Consider the following 22,720-nt stretch of genomic DNA (forward strand, 5'->3'; position numbering starts at 1 on the left):
CCCATCCTGACAATCCGCTCAGGGGAAGAACCGGCGCAAAGTTCATGACATTCGATGCGCCAATAGCCGTTCTTCTCGTGGTATTAGTCTACGAAGGGCCTTGAGACATTGATAATACTCCCCGCCTAACAGGGCTCTTGTTGCGAGTGTCAGCTGGATTCGACTGTCGGAATCGCGCAGGACCTGACTTAGCTCCTCAATGTGTCGCAAGAGTTGGCGACGCGCCTGTTGCGGATCGCCGTCTCCTGACAGGAGAAGCTGTGTGACATAGCATGCCCGACGCACCGGCGTGGTCGCACTTTCAGGGTGTATTGCGTCACGCAGGCGCAAAATATGTGCGTTCGGGGTCATAATTGACAAACGCGAGCGACGATCCCCGTTTTCAACCACCGCTCCGTTGATCAGCACGCGCTCTTTGGGACCAAGCTTCAGTACAAGACCGCTCATTATACGATCTGCCTGTTACTCAGCCCGCGCATCATGGCTGTATTGATGTCGATGAGAGGCTGGATAGACGCGTCGCCATTGAGCACCATAGTACTGTGATGGTGCGAAAACTGCGCCAGATATACAATTCTCGCGCGCAATTCTTTTGGTAAGGGGTTGTCCGGATCTGCGACGTCTGTCGCCAGAATTGTCCAAAGGCGCCGGTTGTCATGAAGCGCTGCGGCAAGGTTGTGAATATCCTCACGACCCTTGGCTGCAGCTAAGCCGAGGCGATGCGTTATCCGGGCAAAGGCGTCGTACTCCAGCCCTCGCTCAGTCCGAATGGTCTGCGCTTGGTTTCGATAGGCGGTCTGCGCCAGCTGGGTCGCGTTCACGTCATGTCCTTTCAAGTAGGCGGTCTGTCACTGAGCGGAGGTTGGGGGGCCCTGAGGGCGCCCCCAGTTGAGCTTAGTTTCTGAACAGCGAGAGGATCGCCTGTGGTGCCTGATTGGCAATGGACAGGGATTGGGTTGCCAACTGCTGCTGTACCTGAAGAGCCTGAAGACGCGCCGAGGCCTCTTCCAGATCGGCATCGACCAGTGCGCCGATTCCGGACTTCATGGCGTCCGTGACTTTGCTGACAAACTCGTTCTGATCAGATATCCGTCGCGCCGAAGCGCCAAGGGCGGCTGCCCCGTCAACGGCCGTCTGGATATGGACTTCGATCGCAGCCAGCGAACTGTCTGCTGCAGTTGCGCTCGACACGTCAATATTGCTCAGGTCAAGGTTGGTCTCGAAATCGACGGACGCCACGGAGATATTCGATGCTGTTACCGTTCCAGTCGCGTCCCGATCAAGCGAGGACAGCACCGTAATGCCAGCATTGCCTGCCGTGTCGAGCAGGTTCGCCCCGTTGAACTGAGACGCGCCAATGATCGAATTGACCTGATTGACCAGTTCATCAACATCGTTCTGTATTTTGGCATGATCGACGTTTTCACCGGTAGCGGCAACGACCTTTTCCTTGATGTCATTGAGAATATTGGTGATTTGTTCCGCTCCGGCAGAGGCAACGGCCACGGTCGATTCACCCAAGGACAAGGCGTCAGAGACGGCCTTGAAGCCACTGACGTCGGATTCCATCACCTTGGAAATTGCAAAGATCGCCGAGTTATCTTTGGCCGTCGCAACAGCTTTGCCTGTTGAGATCATATCCTGCGTCTTGGCGAGATTCGAGTTGACCGATTGCAGGGTTTGAAGCGCCACCATGGCACTGTTGTTGGTCAGAATACTGGACATTGTATGTTCCCTTTGATTTTGACGCTTTTCGCCATTTAATGTCCCACGCCCGTATCGGGAGCGGTCTGATGTCATTCTGACATGTGCAGCGAAGGGTATGATCCGTCTGCGCCATCCGGTGTGGATGCAAGACCGAGAGTGCCGCCAAGGTCCTAATGGAGTGCTAAACCCGGCATGAGATAAGCGGCGAATTTTAACGAACCCTGCCTAGGCGCGTTTTTCGATGGTATGGGCGACCTCGCCGCGGATACAGAATTTGCGGCCATGTTGGTCGTATGTCTCCGTCGAGCGGCGAATGCTGCGGTGAGCTGCGAGCCGCGCGGCGACGGTTCGAATACCTTGTAAGGTGCCGTTGAGCAGGTCCTGATTGCGCGACAGCTTTTTCTGGAGGCTGTTCAATGCATTGACCGGTTGATGGTCGAGCGCATTGAGACGTTCAATCAGGCGTTCCTTTTCTGGAATGAGCGCGGTGATCCTTGCAATATCACTCGCCAGCAGCGCGTTGCGCTCTTCTTCCAGAATCGCATCGAGATCAGTGATAATCCGGGCTTCAATTTCATGAGCCATTGGAGCGCTCCATCATGGACTGAAAAAAGACGTCCGCCAGTCCGATACCGCCTGCTTTGACCATCTCGCGTGCCAATGCCTCTCGATGGAAGGAAGCAAACTGTGATTCTCCAGTGCTGCCAGCAAAGCTGCTTTCTTTTGGTTCGAGCCCTCCAAACTTGAGCATCTCTGCCAGAAAGCTGGCTTCCAGGCGCTCGGCGACGATGCGGGTCGGGTTTTTGAGGGGGGTGTCTGAACCCCTTATTCCCGACGGTAACGATACTGGGTTGGGCATGGGTATTCCTCAAATTGATCGAACTAATCACCAGAAGACTCGAAATCGGTAAAGAAGCAGTAACCGGTTTCGCCATATTCAGGGACATGGTCACAGACAACTGGAGGGCGCAGATGTTCGAATCACTTGCCACTGGGCCAATGCACTCCAACACGCGGACGTCTGCGCCGCCGATGACCGTGAGGGGCATTGAGACTAAATCGTCCGATGCTGCGCGTGCGCCGCAGGATTTTGGAGAGGTGTTCGAGAAAGTTCATGATTTGTCTCGCGATGACATCAGTGACGACGAGGCGACGACATTGATTGAGAGTGACACACCAGAATTAGGCAGCACACTCATTAATTCTTGTTTAGAAGCATAAGTTTGTGATTCACTCTCGCACAAAACTGGGCGGGAGAATGCAAATGGCGCGATCAGATATGAGCGATCTGGAATGGGAGTTCATCAAAGCTGTCTTGCCCAACAAAACACGTGGCAAGAAGCGGGTTGATGACCGCCGCGTGATCAACGGCATTTTCTACGTCCTGCGCACCGGCATCCCTTGGGCTGATCTACCAGAGCAATACGGCCCACCGACCACGGTCTACAACCGCTTCAACCGGTGGAGCTATGCAGGCCACTGGGACCGGATCATGGAGGCCATCGCCGACGCGCATAACGTTGACATGGTGATGGTCGACGGGACCAGCGTGCGTGCGCATCATTCCGCCACCACGCTCAAAAAAAGACCCACGCCGCTGTTTAGGTCGTTCACGGGGCGGATTAGGGACGAAAATACATGCACTTACCAATCAGGATGGGCTGCCGATCCGATATGAATTGACACCCGGTCAAGCCCATGACGCGCCGCCGTGCAAGACGCTACTGGACAACTTGCAACCTGGACAACATGTGCTCGCGGATAAAGCATATGACGCAGACTGGATCAGGGATATGATCTGGGAACAGGGGGCTATCGACGTGATCCCTCCCAAGGCCAACCGTAAACTACCCGCCGAATTTGATGCTGAAATCTACCGGGAACGCAACAAAATCGAGCGCTTCTTTGGCAGGCTGAAAGCCTCGTTCCGCCGTATCGCAACCCGATACGAGAAGACCTCACGCAATTTCCTGTCGATGATCAAACTGGCATCGATCAGGCTGTGGATCGAGTTTTATGAGTCGGCTGCCTAGATGTCTCGCTATCAGAGGCGATGCAGAGTGGGCGGCCAGAAACCGTTTCGACCAAAGACATCTTGATGTCCTCATCGGTGGGCCTCGATGAGGGGCGGCAGGATAGCGGGGCGGAACATGTCTTGGTGCCATTGGATGATGTGCCGGAGTTTCCCAAGACCCACGGTTCTGAGGGAGAGTTTGATGAGCAATTGACCACGTACGCACGGCCAGAAGCGGCGGCAGGGGTTAACAAGGCGCTTATCATGGCGTCCGACGGTGGGAGGGTGCCGGTTCTGAATGGCCTTGACCAAAGTTTGGACCCTGTGGTCCCCGATGGTGCAATTTCGCGACTGGGGGGGAAACACTTTGTGGCTTTACCAGATGGGCCGGACGGGCTGTCATCTCTGGATCAGGGGCGCGATCTTGGACAGAAGACCCATGTTCACCAGACCATAGATGTCGCGGGAAAGATCCTGATAGCTCCCGAGGCACCGATTATTCCAGGCAAGGCCACCGGTGCCACGACTGTGCAAGAAATGCCCCACGTTGGTCCTAACGCTCCGGCGATCATGCAAGAGAAGGCGATCGCGTTGGGTCTCACCGCATCTGCGTCAAAGTCGATCCATGAAGACCTGAGTTCTCGCGACGCCGGGCTGGCAAGGAACGCATATAGTGTTGAGCGCGTTCATCCTGACTTGCTTGATCCGACACGCGCCGTCTCGCGACCTGAGATCAGATTTCCCCTTAGCCAGAACCATGAAATACTGACTGACGGTGTTGTGGACCTTGTCCTGAACCTTGATGTTGAAATCGGTCAGGACGGTCAGAATGATGTCATGGGTTCGGAATTCCCTGTGGCGACATCACAAGAGAACCCCAGCATGTTCCGAAACAGTGCTCTGTGGCATCGTTCGGAGTTGCCTTCGGCTCTTGCGCAGCACATCGCGACCGCTGTGCATCAATCAGGGGATGGCGAACGCTCGGTAGAATTGCTTTTGTCCCCCGATGAAATGGGCGGGATACGTCTGAAACTGTCATCTCAAGATGGCGTGATGACTGTCAACCTTTTGGCTGATCGACCGGAAACTCTCGATCTCTTGCGACGCCATATTGATACTCTGGCCCGCGCACTCCTCGACGTCGGATATGAGCGCACGCATTTCTCATTTGGCGGCCAAGACTCGGCCAACGGCTCCAATACTAAGTTGCACCACCGACGAGACCCTGCTCAGGAATCGGTTCAGTTCGATACTGCCTCAGGGGCTGCCGCAATTCCCTTGGCCTCTCCGCAGTCAATGCACGGAGAGCGGCTTGATGTTCTGATATAAAGGAAACCTAGATGGACGTGACGTCTGCCAGTCAACCCAGCTTCGAGGCGGGCGCACTACAGCGCGGCGCGACAACCTCGGACAATTCCCTTGAGAAAGCGACTGGTGGCTTCAGCACCGATTTTGAAACCTTTCTCAAAATGCTCACAACTCAGTTGCGTAATCAGGATCCGCTCAACCCCATTGAGTCGTCGGATTTCGCTGTGCAGCTGGCGACATTCTCGACGGTCGAGCAGCAGGTCCTCACCAACGATCTCCTTACTGATCTGGGCGCGCGGATTGGCGCGCAGGGTCTGTCACAGGTATCTGGTTGGATCGGGATGGAGGCGCTCTCAGAGCTGCCCGTCACCTTTAGCGGTGAGCCAGTTTCGCTCTTGGCTACGGTTGACCCGCAAGCAGAAGCGGCCGAGATTGTGGCAACCAACGCCCAAGGCATTATTGTTAATCGACAACCCATCCCGACCACCTCCGGACAGGTTTTGTGGGCTGGGCTTGATCCTATAGGTCTGCCCCTCGCCCATGGGGACTACGCTCTTTCGGTCCACTCGCTGGTGAATGACGACATCATCGCCCGGCATAACGCGCGTGTGCCTAGCCGCATCGTTGAGGCCCAATTCGAGGCTGGTGAGGCAGTTTTGTTACTCGAAAGCGGGCAGCGGATTTCACCAGACCAAGTTCTAGGCCTGCGTCCGAGTTCTCAGTAATCCTGGACTTGTCGAATGGGCCCAATCCCTCTAGCGTCACTCGACCCATTTCCCTGCAACAGGTGACACACCATGCCGTTCGGTTCGGCAATCGAGACACAGACAGGCTTGTTGCGGGCGCTGAAAGGCCGGGGCTTTGATGTCGCAGCCGCGGCTTGGACCCAATTGGTCGGTGGGCGAACGAACAGGAGTTGGAAAGTGGAATCCCACGACCAATGCATTGTCGTCAAACTGTTTAGCCCCGGTGGACACAACCCCTTGTTTCCGAATGATCCGGATGGAGAGGTGGCGGCCTTGCGGCATCTCGCTGGCCGAGACCTTGCTCCAGCTTATGTCGATGATTTTCCGACCGACCATGGGCATTGCCTGATCTATGAGCATGTGCCCGGCCGGACATGGCAGGACGGGCCGTTACAAATTGCGGAACTCTTGTACCGTGTTCATTGCGTGACCGGCCCCCCTCATCTCCGCATCACACCTGATGGAAGTGGCGAAATTGAACATCAGACCAAGAGTATCCTCGCTCTTTGCCCTCAATTCCGGGCGCAGAGTCTCTTGGGTCTCAGGCCACAAGGTGCCGTTCAACCATCCGGAAGGCTCTCTTTTCTGCATGGTGACCCGGTTCCGGGGAATATTGTTGGCATGCAAGGCGCATGGCGGCTGATCGACTGGCAATGTCCGGCATTGGGCGATCCCTGTGAAGACCTCGCGCTCTTTTTGTCACCCGCGATGCAACTGGCGTATCGCCAACAGCCTCTTACAGAAACCGAACGAGAGACATTCCTCTTGAGCTATCCTGATCAGGATCTGGTTCCTCGCTACCTGTCCCTTGCGCCCTGGTATCACTGGCGCATGGCGGCCTATTGTCTTTGGCTCGAATCGCGGGGTGACTGCTCCGCCAGCAGTGCCGGAGCGGCGGAAATCGCTGCAATGGCGATGGTAGTGAGTTGAAACTGCCTAAAAATCATCCAAAACGTGGCAAGTTTGCGCCGATCCAGCGAGATTGCGTTGTGGCTGCAATTATTGGTTCCATTGAACCATGAGGTATGGCATAACCGGGCCAAGTCCTTGTAGGGCGTTATGGTCCATTATGGATAGGAGAATGGTATGAACAAGATTTCGACGTTTGTTGCTGTGGCTGCAATTGCATGCTCTGCGGCTGCCCCTGTGTTCGCTGACGACGCAAAAGTGAACGCTGACCCCTTTGTGTCGACCCAAAGTGAGTCGACGACTCCGGGTCTTGGTGTGACTGCGGCAACGGCTACAGCTATCGTTGTTGGCGCGATCATTATTGGGGCTGTAGCTGGGGGCTCGGACGATAGCTCCAGCACGACCACAACCACCAACTAATACATCTCTGCGCTGCCAAGAGGCACGTGAGATGCACAGAATAAAAACGGGCCTTAGGGCCCGTTTTTTGTATCGGCGATACAGATCGAGCGACACGTCTGTCTGCCGCAATTTCTCTCGATTGAGTGAGAGCGCGGTCTCGCACTTGACTCACGCAAGCCAGCCGCATTGATGCCGATGTTCAAGTAGATTGCTTGCAGTCAACAAGCAGATGAGTTCGGATTTAAGTTTGTACGGCTGCTGATAGGGTTCGATGATGAGGCACCGCCCTAAATCAATCCGTTGCGTACCACCTTTGTGGTCTGCGTTGCTTGGACGGGCGTTCTGATCGACACGTCCAGCAAAGGGATAGAGGCGTTTGTCCTGATAGACTTCTTAATGTCGGTGTCTTGATCTTCGGCCACAAAAGTGGTGCGTCTCTTTCGGAATTGGGAAAGAGCGAAATGGTTCTCTTTTCCACCGGGCATTGGAGTAGGGGTGTATCCCGTAAACTTTTTTGATGGCGGGCGGGGCCACGCCGAGCCAGACCTGCGTCTAGGAACCAACACGCCGCGCATCAATCCTATGACGACCTACATCGTTGTCAATGAAACCGTTTTGAACCGTCATGTCCTACGGTCGTCAAGACTTTGGCCCCGGAGAAAGCTTGCCGGGGCCGCCAGACTTTATATCAGGGCGAAAATTCGTGCCGGTCCGCCCGAACCACCGCGATGTTTGGGCGCTCCGATCACAATCGTCGCCCCGGCCGCGGGTACCTTGTCGAGGTTTGCCAGACATTCGATGCCAAACCGGCCGGTGGGGAGCCAAGCATAATGGGTGGCAAAATCTGCCGAGGGCCCATGGTCGAGCGAGAGCGTATCGCTGGCAATCGAACGTGCGCCGGTTTCCTCAATCAGCATCTGCGCCGCCTCGATATGAAAGCCGGGGTAATGTTGCTTTTCGCCGTCAAAGCCGCGGAAGGCCTCGGTTCCGGTCTTGGATCCCCAGCCAGAATAGAGCGCCACACAGGCCCCATCCGGGATCGGCCCATGCGTTGCAATCCAGGCTTTGAGATCGTCAGGTGTCAGCAGCGTGTCGGCGTCGTTAGCCGCGCGCGCCGCGATATCCACGACACAGAGCGGGGCCACCAGATCTCCCACCGGGATTTCATCGACCGAGGCGCCGTCCGCAGAGAAATGCAGCGGCGCATCCACATGGGTGCCGGTATGTTCGTTGATCGTCAACGTCATAAGATTGAAGCCATGTTCGGCGAAGTTGAAAGTCTGCTCGGTCGAGATGCCGGGCGCGCCGAAATAGGTCGGGAAACTGGCGTCATAGGCATGGGTCAGATCCTCGACCGAGGAATGACCTGAGGCCATCGCACGAGTTGTGCCCCCGGTTGTGAGGGCCGCAGCCGCACCGGATGCCGCGGCCGTGCTAAAGAAAGCGCGGCGAGACAGCATCCGGTCTTTGACTGCGTTGATGATACAGGCGTCACACATGGGGTAGTCCTTTCATTATTTGAGGGATACGGGGTGCAGCCTAGCATGATTCTGAGTTATGCAGAGCGTGGCTTGATCTGCGGAAACCAAAAGGGAAGACTGTTATGCTGGCGTTGATGCGATTGCTGATTTTTGGGCTGATCGTGCTGACGCTGCTCTATCTGGGGATATCGTGGTACTCGCGATCGCAGCGCCGCCAGAAAATGGAGCATGATTGGGAAGAGGCCGGTCGTCCGGGTGATCGTGAGGCCTATATAGAGGCAGGAATGATCCAATATCAGCACTCCCTGCGGCGGCGTCTGATATTGCTGGTCTATATCGTTCCGGTGACGACGGTGGCTGTCGTCATCTATATGACGAATTTCAGGTAAGGAGCCGGATATGGTCTATGTCAAATGGGTGTTCTGGGGTCTGTTCTGGACCGTGTTGATTGCGTTTCTGCATTATACGTTGCCACAGCATGACGTGGTGCGGATCACAGACACCTATGAAAAGCGGGTCAATCCGGGCGATAATTCGCTCTTTTGGTCCAATGCCGATACTGGTGAGCGCACGGATGTTGCGGAGCGGGATGTGTTTTTCATCCAGACCTTTCGCGCCAATGACAAGCCCATGATCTACCGCAATGAGGATACTGGCTGGGGCTGGCCACCCTATTTCAAGTTCGATACATCGAACTTGCAGGCGCAGGCGTCAGACATGATGTCAAAGAAGAACGCCGAGAATGCGCAATGGGTCGTGGTGCGCCATTATGGATGGCGTAACGAATTCTTTTCGATCTATCCCAATGCCGTCACGATCTGGGCCGTTGAGGGCCCGGACGTGCAGATCATTCCTTGGGTCAAGATTGTGATCTTGATCCTTTTGGCCGCACTATTTTGGGCCATCCGCGCGCGGTGGAAACGGTTCTGGCATGGGCGAGGAGAGTCTGTCGACGAAGAATGGAGCACCGGGCGCTAACGCGCCCGCGCCCTAGCGTTTCCCGTAATAGAGGCCCACGACATGCTCTGCCTCGGCGAAGAACAGCCAACGTGACGCAGCGATACCAGCGACGTGGGTGATCACTGCGATGATCGCCAATATATGAGTGAAAGGCGCGAGCAACAGCAGCACGGGCAGTGCGTAGCCAAGGCCAAAAGCGATACCGCGTAGCTTTAGCGAATGTTTGCGCCCCACCTGAAACACAAGTTCGCGCAATAGGTAATTGGGTCCGGTGTGCGGCGCCTCAAACGCGCGGACTTGGCCGATTTGACCTAAGCCAGTGGCTGTAGCCATGGTTGTGCCACTTTGCCCAAAGGCCCCGTCGCCACGAACCCACCATAGAATTTGCAGCACACCGGCAACGGGGATTAGAACCAAGGCGGCGCTGACTTGACCTGCCAAGAGCGCACCGCCTGCCAAAGAAATCGCGATCAACAACGCTGGCGTAAGGGGTGTTTTCCAGCGCGGAACGGTCTTGAGTTGCGCGTAGATCATCGAGGTCGTGAAAACAGTCGCCACCGAAAGGAGCGCCCCGATCAAGCCCACCACCGCAAGCCGGATGTCAAAAAACACCAATCCCGCCGCATAGACCCCCATGACCAAGAGCGCGGCAACCGCACAGACGCCTTCTCGGCTGAGCCAACTGGAACGCCATTGGCTAAAGGCCTTCCAGGCCCGTTCAGGGTGGCCGAGGTGAAATGTCGAGGCCATCAGCCCGCCAACGGCGAGAGCATAGGCAATGACGAAGAAGACAAAGGCCACCCAGCCTGAAACGGCAGGCAGGCCTAAACCAAGCCAGACAAGTAGGCCAAAACCCAACCCAGAGAGCGTGGTGAAGACGATGACGGATGGTGCGGGGTGCATCAGAGCTTCTCCAAGGTCTTGTCGAGCCATCCAAGAAAGCCCTTGGGTTCTTGGATTACAGGGGCGAGAAAGGGGGCGAGAACGTCGATTTCGCCGACTGGTTTGGGCTGATCGAGCTGATCCTTGAGGCGCGGCGGTAAGTATTTGTTGACCGGTTTGGTGGCCTGCTCGGGCATGAGATCCATCCCACCGCGCTCTGCGGTTAATTTCGACACATTGCTCTCAGGATCCGCGAAATCGCCGAAATGCCGGGCACCCGCAGGGCAGGTGCGCACGCAGGCGGGCACGCGGTCCACCTCGGGGAGGTTTTCGTTATAGATGCGGTCGACGCAAAGGGTGCATTTCTTCATTACCCCTTCGGCCGCGTCCATTTCGCGCGCGCCGTAGGGGCAGGCCCAGGCACATAGGCCACAACCGATGCAATCGGTTTCGTTGACCAGAACGATCCCATCCTCCACCCGCTTATAGCTGGCCCCTGTCGGGCAAACCGTGACGCAGGGCGCGTCCTCGCAATGCAGGCAGGATTTGGGGAAATGGATCAATTGTGCGGCGGGGTGCGGCATCGTCGAGGTTGCCAGCGGCTGCACCTCGTAGCTGTGCACGCGGTTGAGGAAGGTGCCCGAGGGGTCAGCTCCGTAGGGCTGCTGATCGCTCAGCGGAGCACCGTAGTTTTCGGTATTCCAGCCCTTGCAGGACACGACGCAGGCATGACAGCCTACGCAGGTGTCGAGGTCGATCACGAGGCCCATCTTGCGCTGTGTCGATTTTGGAAGCGAGGTCATGTGATGCGCTCCTCAACGGTATATGCCGGTGCAATCAGAGTGACCGGTTCTTCCTTGGCCTTGTCCCATGTGACAATGAACCAGACGAATGATCCGACCGTCACCGCGACAAAAGTCAGAATTGCGAGCAATGTCAGGGTTTTTCCGCTCATTTGCCAACCTTCCATTCAAGATGTGAGGGCCCTTGGGGAACGGGGGATTTGAGTGGGGCGAAGATGGGCTTCGCCTCTGATGGGGTGTCGGTCCTGGTGATCTTGACCCGCAGGTCAAACCATGCGGCCTGTCCGGTGATCGGGTCAGAATTCGACCAGCGCAACCCGTCGCCCTTGGGCGGCAAAAGCTCATGGATGAGGTGGTTGAGTAGAAAGCCACGGGTGGCCTCTGGGGCATCCTCACTTAGAGCCCAAGCGCCTTTGCGTTTGCCGATGGCGTTCCATGTCCAGACGGTATTCTCATTGAGCGCGGCCATGTGGGCGACCGGCACAGTGATTTCGCCATGAGCAGACGTGACGCGTGCCCAATCGCCGTCGGTGAAACTGTGCTGTTGCCAGATTTTCGTGGGTAAATAGAGTGGGTTATGCCCGTGGATCTGGCGCAGCCATGCGTTCTGCGTGCCCCATGAGTGATACATCGCCATCGGGCGTTGGGTCAGAGCATGGACCGGGAATTCATCCGTACTGACGCTGTCGTCTTCAAACGGCGGATACCAGATTGGCAGGGGATCGAGCGTGGACTTGATCCGTTCGCGCAGGTGGTCGGGCGGTTGACGGTCGCCATGACCCTCAGCGGCAAGCTGGAATTTGCGCAGCGTTTCAACATAAATATCAAAGACATAGGGCTGTGGCGTGTCAAAGAGTCCCATGCCGACTGCCCAATCCTGATAGGCCATATTCCACGGTTTGTAGTAATTCGCCCCCTCAGGAATATGGCTGACATAGAACCCCCCGTTCTCGATATAGCGGTCAAGCTGCTCGGGATTGGGTGCGCCGCGCCCGGTCTCGGTTCCATCGCCGCGAAAGCCTGCGAGTGGGCCAATTCCCGGTTTTCGCTCGTGGTTGACAATGTAATCGGCGTAATCGGCGTATTTCGCCGAGCCATCCTCAGAGGTGAAGCCGGGCAGCTTCAGCTTATTGGCCAGTTGCACAAGGACGGTCTGAAAGCCGCGCACATCACGGTCAGGGGCGATCACAGGCCAGCGTATCGCATCGGCGGCTGCATCCGCTTCGCATATGGGGCGATCAAGCAGCGAAATGCAGTCATGCCGCTCCAGATAGGTCGTATCAGGCAGGATCAGATCGGCATAGGCAACCATTTCCGAGCTATAGGCATCCGAATAGATGATGCGGGGAATGACGTATTCACCCGTTTCGTCGGTGTCCGTCAGCATGTCCATCACACCGCTTGTGTTCATGGATGAGTTCCAGGACATGTTGGCCATGTACATGAAGAGCGTGTCGATTTTGTAGGGATCCCCCGCGTGGGCGTTGGAAATCACCATATGCATCAGCCCGTGGCTGGACATCGGGTTTTCCCATGTGAACGCCTTGTCTATGCGGGCCGGCGTGCCGTCTGGCTTGAGCGCCAGATCCTCGGGACCGCGCACGAAGCCCAGGTGCGGTCCGTCGAGCGGGCAATCAGGCTGCACGCCGCAATGCGGCTTGGGATGTGCGCTGACGGGTTTCGGATAGGGCGGTTTGAAGCGGAAACCACCGGGCACCTCGATCGTGCCGAGGAGGATTTGCAGTACGTGCAAGGCGCGGCAGGTCTGGAAACCGTTGGAATGGGCCGAAATCCCGCGCATGGCGTGAAAGCTGACGGGCCGCCCAATCATTGTCTTATGGGTTTCGCCGCGGAAATCGGTCCATTCGTGATCTAGGGCGATCTCCTCCTCGAAAGCCACACGCGCGATTTCGGCGGCGATGCGGCGGATTTTGTCGGGGGTGATGCCGCAGCGCTCGGCCACCGCTTCGGGCGCGTATTGCGGATCGAGATAGCGCTCGGCCATGAGGTGCATCACCGGGCGATGCGTGATGCCATCGGAGTCGTATGTGGCGCTAAGATCGGGGCGCACGCCGGGTTTGTCGAAGGCCGTGAGCTGGCCCGTCTCGCGGTCGATCACCAGAGGTTTGCCATCGGCGTCGCGTAGGAAGAGGCCATGTTCGGGCGAGGCGGAATCGGCATTCACCAGAACCGGCGCATTGGTGTAGCGGGCGAGATAATCGAGGTCGATCTTGCCTGCGCGCATGAGTTCGTGAATGAGTGACAGGATGAAAAGCCCATCGGTTCCGGGGGTTATGCCCACCCAATCATCGGCCACGGCATTATAGCCCGAGCGTATCGGGTTCACGCCAATGACGCGCGCGCCACGCGCCTTGATCCGGCCAATGCCCATCTTGATCGGGTTTGAATCGTGATCCTCGGCGACGCCGAAGAGCATGAATAGCTTGGTATGGTCCCAATCCGGCTGGCCGAATTCCCAAAAGGCGCCGCCCATGGTGTAGATGCCCGCCGCAGCCATATTGACCGAGCAAAAGCCGCCGTGTGCTGCATAGTTGGGGGTGCCGAAATTCTGCGCCCAGAAGCTTGTGAAAGACTGCGATTGGTCGCGGCCAGTGAAGAAGGCCAGCTTTGATGGGTCCTCATGGCGGATCGGTTCGAGCCAGTCGCAGGCGATTTGCAGCGCCTCATCCCAGGATATTTCCACGAATTCGCCGGAACCGCGCGGGCCGACCCGCTTGAGTGGAGCGCGCAGGCGTGAGGGGGCGTTGACCTGCATGATACCTGCCGAGCCCTTGGCACAGAGCACGCCCTTGTTCACCGGGTGGTCGCGGTTGCCTTCGATGTAGGCGACATGTTTTTTGCCGTCGGGGCCGGCCTTCATATGCACATTGATCCCACAGCGACAGGCGCACATGTAGCAGGTGGTTTTGCGGACCTCATCCGAGACATGCGGCGAGGTGTCGATGCGGGGCTGATGTGTCATGGCTGGCCTTTTCCTCCGTCGGCGTCACGTTATGGCAGGAGAACCCAATTCGCGACCATCTTCTCGTTTCTTTTCATTTCCTGAAAACATGTCTCGGAATTTCCGAATTTACAGGTCTGTTTTCCCGATATGAAACCTCATTAGCGAGACAAAAGACGCTGTGCGTCGCCTGCGATCATGCGTTCTTCTTGGGCCGGGATGATCCAGCAGGCGATGCCAGAGCTGGGGGCATGCAAGCGGGTTTCGCCCGTAGCATTGGCGCGGGCGTCGATCTGTGCCCCGAGCCATGCCAGTCCGTCCATGATCCGGGCGCGCACGGGGGCGGCGTTTTCGCCGATGCCGCCGGTAAAGGCCACGGCATCCAGCCCCTGCATCGCGGCGATGAGCGATCCGGCGTGGCGGATGGCCCAGTAACAGAAATGGTCAACCGCGAAGGCGCTTGCCTGGGATGGATCAGCGAGCAGAGCGCGCATGTCCGAGAGGCCGCCCGAGAGGCCGCGCAGCCCGCTTTCCTTGTTCAAGAGGTGGTGGGTGGCGGCGATACCGTCCTCCTCGGCCAATCGCAGCACCGCGTTGCCGTCGATCATGCCGGTGCGGGTGCCCATGGTCAGCCCCTCAAGTGGCGAGTATCCCATTGATGTCGCTATGGATTTTCCGTCGCGAATGGCGCAGATCGACGCGCCGTTGCCAAGGTGAAAGGCCAAGAGCCGTGCGGGCAGCGGCGTGCCGGTCAGGGCGGGCAGGCTGTCGATGAGAGAGGCATAGGAGATGCCGTGAAAGCCATAGCGCCGGATGCCGCGCGCCTCGATTCTTGGTGGCAGGGCGTAGCGGGTGGCGACCTCCGGGTTGCTCGCGTGAAAGGCGGTGTCGAAGCAGGCCACCTGCGGTAGATCAGGGGCGAGGGCGGCCAATGTCTCGATCGCGGCGATGTTGTGCGGGTTGTGGAGGGGGGCGAGTGGCGTGCAGGCTTTGATCGCGCTGAGCACCTCAGGCGTGATGCGCGTGGGCTGGGTCAGCGCAGTACCGCCATGCACCACACGATGCGCGGCGGCAGCAAAGCGGCTGATTGGAAGTCCTTCAATTTCAAGTGCTTGCAGGATGGCGTGCAGGGCTGTTGCGTGGTCGGGGAAGGCTTGGGTCGTATCCACATGGCCCAGTTTGAGCGTGCCGGGGCCGCCGATACCATCGGCGATCCCGGTCAGGATCTGGGTCAGCGCGCCGTCAAAAACGGCCAGCTTGATCGAGGACGACCCGGCATTCAGGACCAGAACAAGATCGCTGTCGCCGGGTCCCGACATGGATCAGACCTGCTGCTCGCGCATGTCGGCGGGGTCGATCCCCGCGACGGCCACGGGTTTCTTCATCGCGTCACGGCGGAAGGGCTCGCCCAGTTCCTGATTGATCATGGCCTCGATGAGCGTGGTCTTGCCATGCTCCATCTGGTCCTTGATCGCGGTGTTGAGCGCGTCTGTCAGTTCCTCCATCGTGCGGGCAATCACGCCCTTTAGGCCACAGGCCTGCGCGATGCCGGCGTAGCTGACCTGTTGATCCAACTCTGTTCCGACGAAATTGTCGTCAAACCAAAGGGTTGAGTTGCGCTTTTCGGCGCCCCACTGGTAATTGCGGAATACGATCTGCGTCACAGCGGGCCATTCGCCGCGCCCGATTGCGGTCAGTTCATTGACCGCGATGCCAAAGGCACCGTCGCCCGCAAAGCCCACGACCGGCACGTCAGGTTGGCCGATTTTCGCGCCAACGATGGAGGGCAGGCCATAGCCGCAGGGGCCAAAGAGGCCGGGGGCGAGGTATTTGCGGCCCTCTTCGAACGACGGATAGGCGTTGCCGATGGCGCAGTTGTTGCCGATGTCAGAGGAAATGATCGCCTCGCGCGGCAGGGCGGATTGGATCGCACGCCATGCCATGCGGGGGCTCATCCAGTCGGGCTTATCGGCGCGGGCGCGCTCGTTCCAGCTTGTGCCGGGATCGTCATCTTCGTGATCCATCGAGCTGAGCTGTTGCGCCCATGTTGATTTTGTCTGTGCGATCAGAGCCTTGCGATCAGCGCGGTTGGTGTCGCCCGCGCTCTCGCCCAGATGGGCGAGGATCGAGGTGGCGACCTTTCTGGCGTCGCCGACGATGCCCACGGCCACTTTCTTGGTCAGACCGATGCGGTCGGGGTTGATGTCGACCTGAATGATCTTGGCCTCTTTGGGCCAGTAGTCGATGCCATAACCCGGCAGGGTCGAGAAAGGGTTGAGGCGGGTGCCGAGGCAGAGGACGACATCGGCGCGGGAAATCAGCTCCATCCCGGCCTTGGAGCCGTTATAGCCCAAGGGACCGGCGAAAAGCGGGTGCGAGCCGGGGAAAGCGTCATTGTGCTGATAGCCCACGCAGACCGGCGCATCGAGCCGTTCGGCCAGTTGCCGCGAGGCGTCGATACCATCGGCCAAAACGACGCCCGCGCCGTTGAGGATGACGGGAAACTTGGCCTCGGTCAGCAGTTTGGCCGCCTCGGCAATCGCGGTCTCGCCGCCCGAGGGGCGCTCGAACTCGACGATGGCGGGCAATTCGATGTCGATGACCTGGGTCCAGAAATCGCGGGGGATGTTGATCTGGGCCGGTGCTGAGGCACGTTTTGCCTTTAGAATCACACGGTTGAGGGTTTCGGCGATGCGTGTGGGATCGCGCACCTCTTCCTGATAGGCGACCATATCTTCGAACAGTTTCATCTGTTCGACCTCTTGGAAGCCACCCTGACCGATGGTCTTGTTGGCCGCCTGTGGGGTGACGAGCAGGAGGGGGGTATGGTTCCAGTAGGCGGTTTTGACGGCGGTCACGAAATTTGTGATGCCGGGGCCGTTCTGGGCGATCATCATCGACATCTTACCGGTGGCACGGGTGTAGCCATCGGCCATCATGCCGGCAGAGCCCTCATGTGCGCAGTCCCAAAAGGTGATTCCGGCCTTGGGGAAAATATCCGAGATAGGCATCATGGCAGAGCCGATGATCCCAAAAGCGTGTTGGATTCCATGCAGTTGCAGGGTTTTGACAAAGGCCTCTTCGGTGGTCATCTTCATCGGCTGGGTCCTCTGGATCGGGCGCACAGTGGCGGTTGAATGGGTGTCTGAGGCGAAACTAGCCTTCTGAGGGGCTTACTTCTAGGGCCAGACGGTTGTGGAGGATAATACCAGAATATATTAAAAATGAGAATGATGGTATCAAAAGTGAATTCTCTTAGAAGAGACGCTCTTGATTGTGTCACAAAGAAATTAGCCTATATACTTGTTTTTATTGAGAAATATTATACGTTTAACCTAAAGAGCTATGTTCTGAAGCCAGGGCCAATTCGCGAGCGATATGGGCTATTCCTTGCGGGATGCGTTCTGAGGGGATCGAAGAATAGGCGAGGCGGTAGAAATTGCGGGGCCGGACGGCACCGTGGAAGAACGGGTGACCGGGCTCGATCAACACGCCCGTTTGACGGAGGGCGTTGTCAATCAGGCCCATGTCGATGTGATCGGGGGCCTGCATCCAGATGGAAGAGCCGCCAAAGACGCCGCGCCCGGCGACGTCGAGGCCATGTTCGGTCAGTGCGCTCTCCATCACGCTGCGGCGGCGGGCAAAGACTTGACCCATCCGGCGCACGAGGCTGTCGTAATGCCCGAGCGAGAGAAAATAGGCGGCAGTGCGTTGGATATGGCCCGGCGGGTGGCGCAGAACTGAGGCGCGCAGCGCCCGACACTCGCGGATAAATGATTTGGAACCAACGAGATAGCCAAGGCGCAGACCGGGAAAGATCGACTTGGAGAAGGAGCCGACATAGATCACCCGCCCTTCGGTATCGAGGGATTTCAGGGCGGGCAGGGGCGCGCGGAGGAAGGAGACCTCGAACTCGTAATCATCCTCGACGATCAGCGCCTCCATCTCGGCGGCGCGGGAGAGCAGCGCCTTGCGCCGGGCGAGGGGCATGGTGGCATTGGTGGGCGCCTGATGGCTGGGCGTGGTAAAGATCACGTCGGCCTCATCGGGCAGGTTTTCGGGCGGCAGGCCATCGCGGTCGACGTCCACCGGCATCAGATGACAGCGGGATTGCATGAGAATGTCACGAAGGGCGTGGTAGCAGGGGTTCTCGATTGCTGCGGTGCGGCGTTGGGTCAGGAGCACCTGCGCGGTGAGCCACAAAGCGTTCTGGGCGCCCATTGTGACAAGGATTTCATCGGGTTGCGCGATGATGCCGCGGCGGGGCAGGGTGTGGCGGGCGATGAACTCTATGAGCTTGGGATCGTCCTGATCGTAGTAATCGGCGGTCAGGGCCTGAAAATCCTTGGCGCCGAGCGCCTGTAGCGCGCAATGGCGCCAGTTGGCATGGTCAAAGAGCGCCGGGTCTGTCTGGCCGTAGATGAAGGGATAGGGGTAGCGCGCCCAATCCTGCGGTTTCTCGGGCGTGTCGCCGCCAGTGAAGCGGCGGCCAAGCGCGCGGGACCAGTCAATCGTGTCGCCGCGCGGCGCGGGGGCCGTGAATGCCGGGGGTTCTGGTGCGTTTTCAGAGACATAGTAGCCAGAGCGGTCGCGCGAGGCGAGGTAGTCATTGGCCTGTAATTCGGTCAACGCAAGGGTCACGGTGATGCGGCTCACACCCAAATGCGCGGCGAGTTTGCGGGAGGAGGGGAGTTTCTCGCCCTTGCGAAAACGGCCCGACAGGATGCCCTGCGCGATCATCTGCTGGATCTGCGCCTGAAGGGTGCCCTCGGCCTCGGGGGCAAGAAAGAAGGTTTCGACTGGAATCGCCATGTTGCGAGATTAGACTGGACTTATGTGCTGTGCAATCTGGTCTGGTGATGCGTCGAGGGCGCTGTGTACCGGATGTTCATTATGTACACGGCTTTTGTACACAAGCTCAAATCTGCGGAAAGGCGCTGTCAAAGGCGGACACGCCCGCCGGAGTGAAGCGGATGATCCGGGTGTCCGGAATGCGGCGGGCCCAGCCCACCCGCTCGATATGTGAGAGCAGGCCGCGCCCGAGACGCCCGGCGAGATGGGCGCGGCGTTCGGACCAATCGAGACAGTCGCGGCACAGGGGCGTGCGCGGCGACGGAAGCGTGGCAAGGTCGAGCCCGAGCGCCGTGATAAAGCGGTGGCCGCTGTCGGTGAGCGTGAGGGCCGCGTGATCGCGATGGAGAAATCCGCGTGCGAGCAGGCTGTCATACATCCGGGTGCCCATGTCGCCGGCAAGGTGGTTGTAGCAGACGCGGGCGCGGCGCAATTCCGGGTCGCGGGGACCGGGGCGGGTGCGCAGGTGGCCAGCACCGGCGGCAATGCCCATCAGGGTTTCAAGAAGATGCGCCACGTCATCCGAGGCGAGGCGGGTGTATTTGTGCCGCCCCTGCCGCCGCTGGATGACGAGACCGCCGGTTTCAAGGCGCGCCAGATGCGCGGAGGCGGTTTGTGGGGTCACCCCCGCCTCGGCCGCCAGTTCGGTGGCGGTCAGGGCCTTGCCGCTCATCAAGGCGGTGAGGATGTTGGCGCGGGCCGGGTCGCCGATGAGGGCGGCGATGCGGGCGATGTCGGGACCAGTTTTCATAGTTCGATGATAGCCGAAGCATTAACGCCGCGCAATCGGGTAGATTCGGGCTGCAACCATTTGGAAAGGAGTGCCGTGCCATGCTGACTTGTGTGATTCGCTATCATATCGACCCAACCAAGAGGGAGGAGTTTGCACAATATGCCCGCAATTGGGGTGAGGCGATCCCGCGCTGTGGGGCGGATCTGATCGGCTATTACGCCCCGCATGAAGGCAGCAGCACGCTGGCCTATGGCATTTATAACATCCCCTCTCTGGCGGCGTATGAGAGCTATCGCGCGCGGCTGGCCGATGATCCGCTGGGGCGCGAGAATTATGCCTTTGCGCAGCGCGAGCGGTTTTTGTTGCGCGAGGACCGCGTTTTCCTGAAGCTCGTGAGCGGAGGGGGATGATGGGACGTGCCGAGGCGGAGCGGTGGGATCCAAGCGGCGGGCCGGGGCAAGACGCGGAGGCTGAGACTTACTGCCCAAGCGGATTGCCGGGGCAAGAAGCTGTGGAAGCCGTGGCGGAGAGCCGAGGGAATAGGCTAAGGCTGGCAGCCAAGGGAAACGGCGCAGCCAAGTGGGAGGGCGTGACATGATCGCGGTAATATTCGAGGTGATCCCCGGTGAGGGACAGAAGGAGCCGTATTTGGAGATGGCGGCGAAGATGCGACCGCTGGCCGAGGCGATCCCCGGCTTTATCAGCGTCGAGCGGTTTGAGAGTTTGACCCAACCCGGCAAGCTCTTGTCTCTGTCGTTCTGGGAGGATGAGGCGGCGGTGATCCGGTGGCGGCAGTTGGCGGCGCATCGCGGGGCGCAGAAGGCGGGGCGCGAGGTGATGTTTGACGACTACCGGCTGCGCGTGGTCAGCGTGATCCGGGATTACGGCATGCATGAGCGGGACGAGGCGCCCGAGGACAGCCGCGCGGCACATGGGGGCTGAGGCCGTTGACGCAGCGGAGGATGAGGGGCGGCAGATGGCTAAGGGCTAAGGGTTAAGGCCAGAGGAGGACCACGGCGGCAGAGGATGAAGGACAGACGAGGACCACGGCGGCGGCGGGCGGCGGATAGAGAAGGCGCATAGGCGGCGGGCGGCGGATAGGGAAGGCGCATGGGCGACGGTGGCAGGGCTGAGCGCAGCTGACACAATCTTCGCCAAGCTGTGATTTGAATGTGGGAATTTATGCCGTTAGCCAGAAGCTGTTTGGAACGGGGATAGGTTCAGATGGCATTGCACGAGAAAATCAGTCTGTCGCCGCAGGACAAGCTGGATGCGCTGGCGGTCTTGGTGTTGCGGATGGGGTTGGCATGGTTCATCTTCCTGTGGGCGGCGCATAAGATCATCACGCCGGGGCAATATCAGAGCCTCGCGCGCAATTTCGATGGGATCGAGGTGAGCCTGACCCAAGTCTATCTGGCGGGGGGCGCGCAGATTGTGCTCTGCGGCCTGGTGGTGCTTGGGGTCTTGCGGTATTTTTCCTACGGCGGCCTGCTGATTATGCATTTCTTTACCGTGACGCGGCGCTGGGAGGGGTTCTTTGACCCTTTCGCGGTCAATGCCCAAGGGTTTCCGATCAATCGCAATCAGGTGATTGATCTGGCGGTTCTGGCGGCGTTCATCGCCCTTGTGCTGCTCATTCGGCGGGATCATTTCAGCGTCGGTGGCTGGCTGGCGCGGCACGACCGGGCGCGGTGGTGGATGTAGCGATTGGCACTGGCGCGGGCTGGGCGGGCTGCCTAAAAGGGGCAGGACCACATCTGAAAGGACATCCCATGAGTGAGATTACCCGTCTTCATACCGGCCCCCGCATGAGCCAAGCGGTTGTGCATAACGGCATCGTCTATCTGGCGGGGCAGGTTGGCAAGCCCGGTGACACCGTGACCGAGCAGACCAAAAGCTGTCTGGCGCAGGTCGATGCGCTGTTGGCCGAGACCGGAAGCGACAAGACGCGCATTCTGCAAACCTTCGTCTGGTTGGCGGATATGACGGATTTTGCCGAGATGAACGCGGTTTGGGATGCCTGGGTGCCGCAGGGGCACACGCCTGCGCGCGCGGCGGGGGAAGCCAAGCTGGCGACGCCGGATTATCTGGTCGAGTTCATCGTGACAGCGGCGCAAAAGTAAAGCCAAGCTTTGACGCTCGCATGTGAGGCCGCCCCGGTGCAGAACCGGGGCGGTTTTTCATTGCGTCCTGTGGTGACTCAGCCGCGCAGGGCGGGCAGGCCGATGCCCGTGGCCTCGAACCCGCCATCGACGGCGATGATCTGACCGGTGACATAGCTGGAGGCCGGAGAGCAGAGGAAGGTGATGACCGATGCGATTTCATCCTCGCTGCCATAGCGGTTGAGGGGGATCGCGTCATGGTAGGCGGCGACGATGTCGGGGGTATGCACGGCCATGGCAAGTTTGGTCGCCACCGGGCCGGGACAGACGCAATTGGCGCGCACGCCGAATTCGCCCAATTCCGCCGCCTGTTGCAGGGTCAGGTGTTTGACGGCGGCCTTGGAGGTGCCGTAGGCCACGCGCAGGGTCGAGGCGCGCAGGCCCGAGATCGACGCGATGTTGACGATGGCCCCGCGTGCGGCACAGAGCGCCGGGCGCAGCGCCTGGGACATCAGAAACACGCCGTCGAGATTGGTGTCCATCACGCGGCGCCAGCGGGTGAAATCGGTTTCTGCCAAGGGGCCGAAATCGGCCACGCCGGCATTGTTGACAAGCGCGTTGATGCTGGGGGCGGTGGCGGTCACATGGGTGGCCATGCGGTCTACCTGATCCGGCTGCGAGACATCGCAGAGCACCGGGTCAACGCCGGTGAGCGCGCCTGCGGCCTCTTGCAGGGCTGGCGCGTCGCGGTCGATCATCACCACGCGCCAGCCTTGGGCCAGAAATTGCCGGGTGGTGGCCAGGCCGATGCCGCGCGCGGCGCCGGTGACAACGGCGGTTTTTGGGGTATCGCTCATGGA

At 59.0% G+C, this 22,720-nt stretch carries 26 protein-coding genes; 11 read left to right on the forward strand and 15 right to left on the reverse strand.

What is annotated here, in order from left to right; genetic code table 11:
- Positions 1-42 precede the first annotated feature (42 nt).
- From flbT to ROS217_RS08025, 5 genes are all read right to left on the reverse strand, one after another.
- Complete coding sequence (gene flbT, locus ROS217_RS23455) at positions 43-447, reverse strand: flagellar biosynthesis repressor FlbT (protein ID WP_009817205.1); 405 nt, start codon at positions 445-447, stop codon at positions 43-45.
- Positions 447-821 (reverse strand): flagellar biosynthesis regulator FlaF, encoded by a 375-nt coding sequence (gene flaF, locus ROS217_RS08010; RefSeq protein ID WP_009817206.1) that lies wholly within the window; start codon positions 819-821, stop codon positions 447-449. The genes flbT and flaF overlap by 1 nt, the downstream gene beginning before the upstream one ends.
- 73 nt (positions 822-894) lie before the next feature.
- Positions 895-1,725: a flagellin N-terminal helical domain-containing protein gene (locus ROS217_RS08015; protein ID WP_009817207.1), complete on the reverse strand. Its 831-nt coding sequence runs from the start codon at positions 1,723-1,725 to the stop codon at positions 895-897.
- Between the two features lie 207 nt (positions 1,726-1,932).
- Positions 1,933-2,292: a flagellar protein FlgN gene (locus ROS217_RS08020; protein ID WP_009817208.1), complete on the reverse strand. Its 360-nt coding sequence runs from the start codon at positions 2,290-2,292 to the stop codon at positions 1,933-1,935.
- On the reverse strand, positions 2,282-2,566 hold the full coding sequence (locus ROS217_RS08025) for a rod-binding protein (protein WP_009817209.1): 285 nt from the start codon (positions 2,564-2,566) through the stop codon (positions 2,282-2,284). The genes ROS217_RS08020 and ROS217_RS08025 overlap by 11 nt, the downstream gene beginning before the upstream one ends.
- Before the next feature lie 113 nt (positions 2,567-2,679).
- Between ROS217_RS08025 and ROS217_RS08030 the strand changes: the two genes are divergently transcribed.
- The 5 genes from ROS217_RS08030 (at position 2,680) to ROS217_RS08055 (ending at position 6,705) form a co-directional block, all read left to right on the forward strand.
- Positions 2,680-2,928, forward strand: coding sequence for a hypothetical protein (locus tag ROS217_RS08030; RefSeq protein WP_157046568.1), 249 nt, complete (start codon positions 2,680-2,682; stop codon positions 2,926-2,928).
- A gap of 43 nt (positions 2,929-2,971) precedes the next feature.
- Positions 2,972-3,740, forward strand: a protein-coding gene (locus ROS217_RS23460; RefSeq protein WP_157046516.1) for an IS5 family transposase whose coding sequence is annotated in 2 segments (ribosomal slippage) — positions 2,972-3,294 and positions 3,293-3,740 — 771 coding nt in all. Because the reading frame shifts where the segments join, the coding sequence is not laid out codon by codon here.
- A 77-nt stretch (positions 3,741-3,817) separates the two neighbouring features.
- Positions 3,818-5,050 carry a flagellar hook-length control protein FliK gene (locus tag ROS217_RS08045; RefSeq protein WP_198134876.1) on the forward strand — a complete coding sequence of 411 codons (1,233 nt, stop codon included), beginning with the start codon at positions 3,818-3,820 and terminating at the stop codon, positions 5,048-5,050.
- Positions 5,051-5,061: 11 nt separating this feature from the next.
- Complete coding sequence (locus ROS217_RS08050; RefSeq protein WP_009817212.1) at positions 5,062-5,754, forward strand: flagellar hook capping FlgD N-terminal domain-containing protein; 693 nt, start codon at positions 5,062-5,064, stop codon at positions 5,752-5,754.
- A 72-nt stretch (positions 5,755-5,826) separates the two neighbouring features.
- Entirely contained in the window at positions 5,827-6,705 is an 879-nt protein-coding gene (locus ROS217_RS08055; RefSeq protein ID WP_050766377.1) for a phosphotransferase, read from the forward strand.
- A gap of 1,064 nt (positions 6,706-7,769) precedes the next feature.
- Here the strand turns inward: ROS217_RS08055 and ROS217_RS08070 are convergent.
- The gene (locus ROS217_RS08070) at positions 7,770-8,585 is read right to left on the reverse strand and encodes a cyclase family protein (RefSeq protein ID WP_009817216.1); all 816 of its coding nucleotides are present in this window, start codon (positions 8,583-8,585) and stop codon (positions 7,770-7,772) included.
- Between the two features lie 104 nt (positions 8,586-8,689).
- On the opposite strand from ROS217_RS08070, the gene ROS217_RS08075 reads away from it, so the two are divergent.
- Both ROS217_RS08075 and ROS217_RS08080 read left to right on the forward strand, forming a co-directional pair.
- Positions 8,690-8,956 carry a hypothetical protein gene (locus tag ROS217_RS08075; RefSeq protein WP_009817217.1) on the forward strand — a complete coding sequence of 89 codons (267 nt, stop codon included), beginning with the start codon at positions 8,690-8,692 and terminating at the stop codon, positions 8,954-8,956.
- Between the two features lie 10 nt (positions 8,957-8,966).
- Positions 8,967-9,545, forward strand: coding sequence for a DUF1523 family protein (locus tag ROS217_RS08080; protein ID WP_009817218.1), 579 nt, complete (start codon positions 8,967-8,969; stop codon positions 9,543-9,545).
- A 12-nt stretch (positions 9,546-9,557) separates the two neighbouring features.
- Here ROS217_RS08080 and ROS217_RS08085 read toward each other — a convergent pair whose 3' ends face one another.
- The 8 genes from ROS217_RS08085 to ROS217_RS08115 form a co-directional block, all read right to left on the reverse strand.
- Positions 9,558-10,430 (reverse strand): dimethyl sulfoxide reductase anchor subunit family protein, encoded by an 873-nt coding sequence (locus ROS217_RS08085; RefSeq protein WP_009817219.1) that lies wholly within the window; start codon positions 10,428-10,430, stop codon positions 9,558-9,560.
- On the reverse strand, positions 10,430-11,212 hold the full coding sequence (locus ROS217_RS08090; protein ID WP_009817220.1) for a 4Fe-4S dicluster domain-containing protein: 783 nt from the start codon (positions 11,210-11,212) through the stop codon (positions 10,430-10,432). Before ROS217_RS08090 ends, ROS217_RS08085 begins: the two co-directional genes overlap by 1 nt.
- Positions 11,209-11,364, reverse strand: a complete 156-nt coding sequence (locus ROS217_RS24345; protein ID WP_009817221.1) for a hypothetical protein — start codon at positions 11,362-11,364, stop codon at positions 11,209-11,211. Before ROS217_RS24345 ends, ROS217_RS08090 begins: the two co-directional genes overlap by 4 nt.
- Entirely contained in the window at positions 11,361-14,195 is a 2,835-nt protein-coding gene (locus tag ROS217_RS08095; RefSeq protein ID WP_009817222.1) for a molybdopterin oxidoreductase family protein, read from the reverse strand. Before ROS217_RS08095 ends, ROS217_RS24345 begins: the two co-directional genes overlap by 4 nt.
- A 140-nt stretch (positions 14,196-14,335) precedes the next feature.
- Positions 14,336-15,493: an acetate/propionate family kinase gene (locus ROS217_RS08100; RefSeq protein ID WP_009817223.1), complete on the reverse strand. Its 1,158-nt coding sequence runs from the start codon at positions 15,491-15,493 to the stop codon at positions 14,336-14,338.
- 3 nt (positions 15,494-15,496) lie between these two features.
- Positions 15,497-17,272 carry a sulfoacetaldehyde acetyltransferase gene (gene xsc / locus ROS217_RS08105; protein ID WP_009817224.1) on the reverse strand — a complete coding sequence of 592 codons (1,776 nt, stop codon included), beginning with the start codon at positions 17,270-17,272 and terminating at the stop codon, positions 15,497-15,499.
- A gap of 232 nt (positions 17,273-17,504) precedes the next feature.
- Positions 17,505-18,986, reverse strand: coding sequence for a MocR-like pyridoxine biosynthesis transcription factor PdxR (gene pdxR / locus ROS217_RS08110; protein ID WP_009817225.1), 1,482 nt, complete (start codon positions 18,984-18,986; stop codon positions 17,505-17,507).
- A gap of 106 nt (positions 18,987-19,092) precedes the next feature.
- Positions 19,093-19,776: an ArsR/SmtB family transcription factor gene (locus tag ROS217_RS08115; protein WP_009817226.1), complete on the reverse strand. Its 684-nt coding sequence runs from the start codon at positions 19,774-19,776 to the stop codon at positions 19,093-19,095.
- An 80-nt stretch (positions 19,777-19,856) separates the two neighbouring features.
- Between ROS217_RS08115 and ROS217_RS08120 the strand changes: the two genes are divergently transcribed.
- From ROS217_RS08120 to ROS217_RS08140, 4 genes are all read left to right on the forward strand, one after another.
- Complete coding sequence (locus ROS217_RS08120) at positions 19,857-20,168, forward strand: NIPSNAP family protein (RefSeq protein ID WP_009817227.1); 312 nt, start codon at positions 19,857-19,859, stop codon at positions 20,166-20,168.
- Between the two features lie 184 nt (positions 20,169-20,352).
- Positions 20,353-20,700, forward strand: coding sequence for an antibiotic biosynthesis monooxygenase family protein (locus ROS217_RS08130; RefSeq protein WP_009817229.1), 348 nt, complete (start codon positions 20,353-20,355; stop codon positions 20,698-20,700).
- A gap of 282 nt (positions 20,701-20,982) precedes the next feature.
- Positions 20,983-21,462 (forward strand): hypothetical protein, encoded by a 480-nt coding sequence (locus ROS217_RS08135; RefSeq protein WP_009817230.1) that lies wholly within the window; start codon positions 20,983-20,985, stop codon positions 21,460-21,462.
- A 68-nt stretch (positions 21,463-21,530) separates the two neighbouring features.
- Positions 21,531-21,881 (forward strand): RidA family protein, encoded by a 351-nt coding sequence (locus tag ROS217_RS08140; protein WP_040650453.1) that lies wholly within the window; start codon positions 21,531-21,533, stop codon positions 21,879-21,881.
- Between the two features lie 77 nt (positions 21,882-21,958).
- On the opposite strand, the gene ROS217_RS08145 is transcribed toward ROS217_RS08140, so the two are convergent.
- Positions 21,959-22,717, reverse strand: coding sequence for an SDR family NAD(P)-dependent oxidoreductase (locus tag ROS217_RS08145; protein WP_009817232.1), 759 nt, complete (start codon positions 22,715-22,717; stop codon positions 21,959-21,961).
- Positions 22,718-22,720: the final 3 nt, after the last annotated feature.

The organism is Roseovarius sp. 217, assembly GCF_000152845.1.
Lineage (GTDB): Bacteria > Pseudomonadota > Alphaproteobacteria > Rhodobacterales > Rhodobacteraceae > Roseovarius.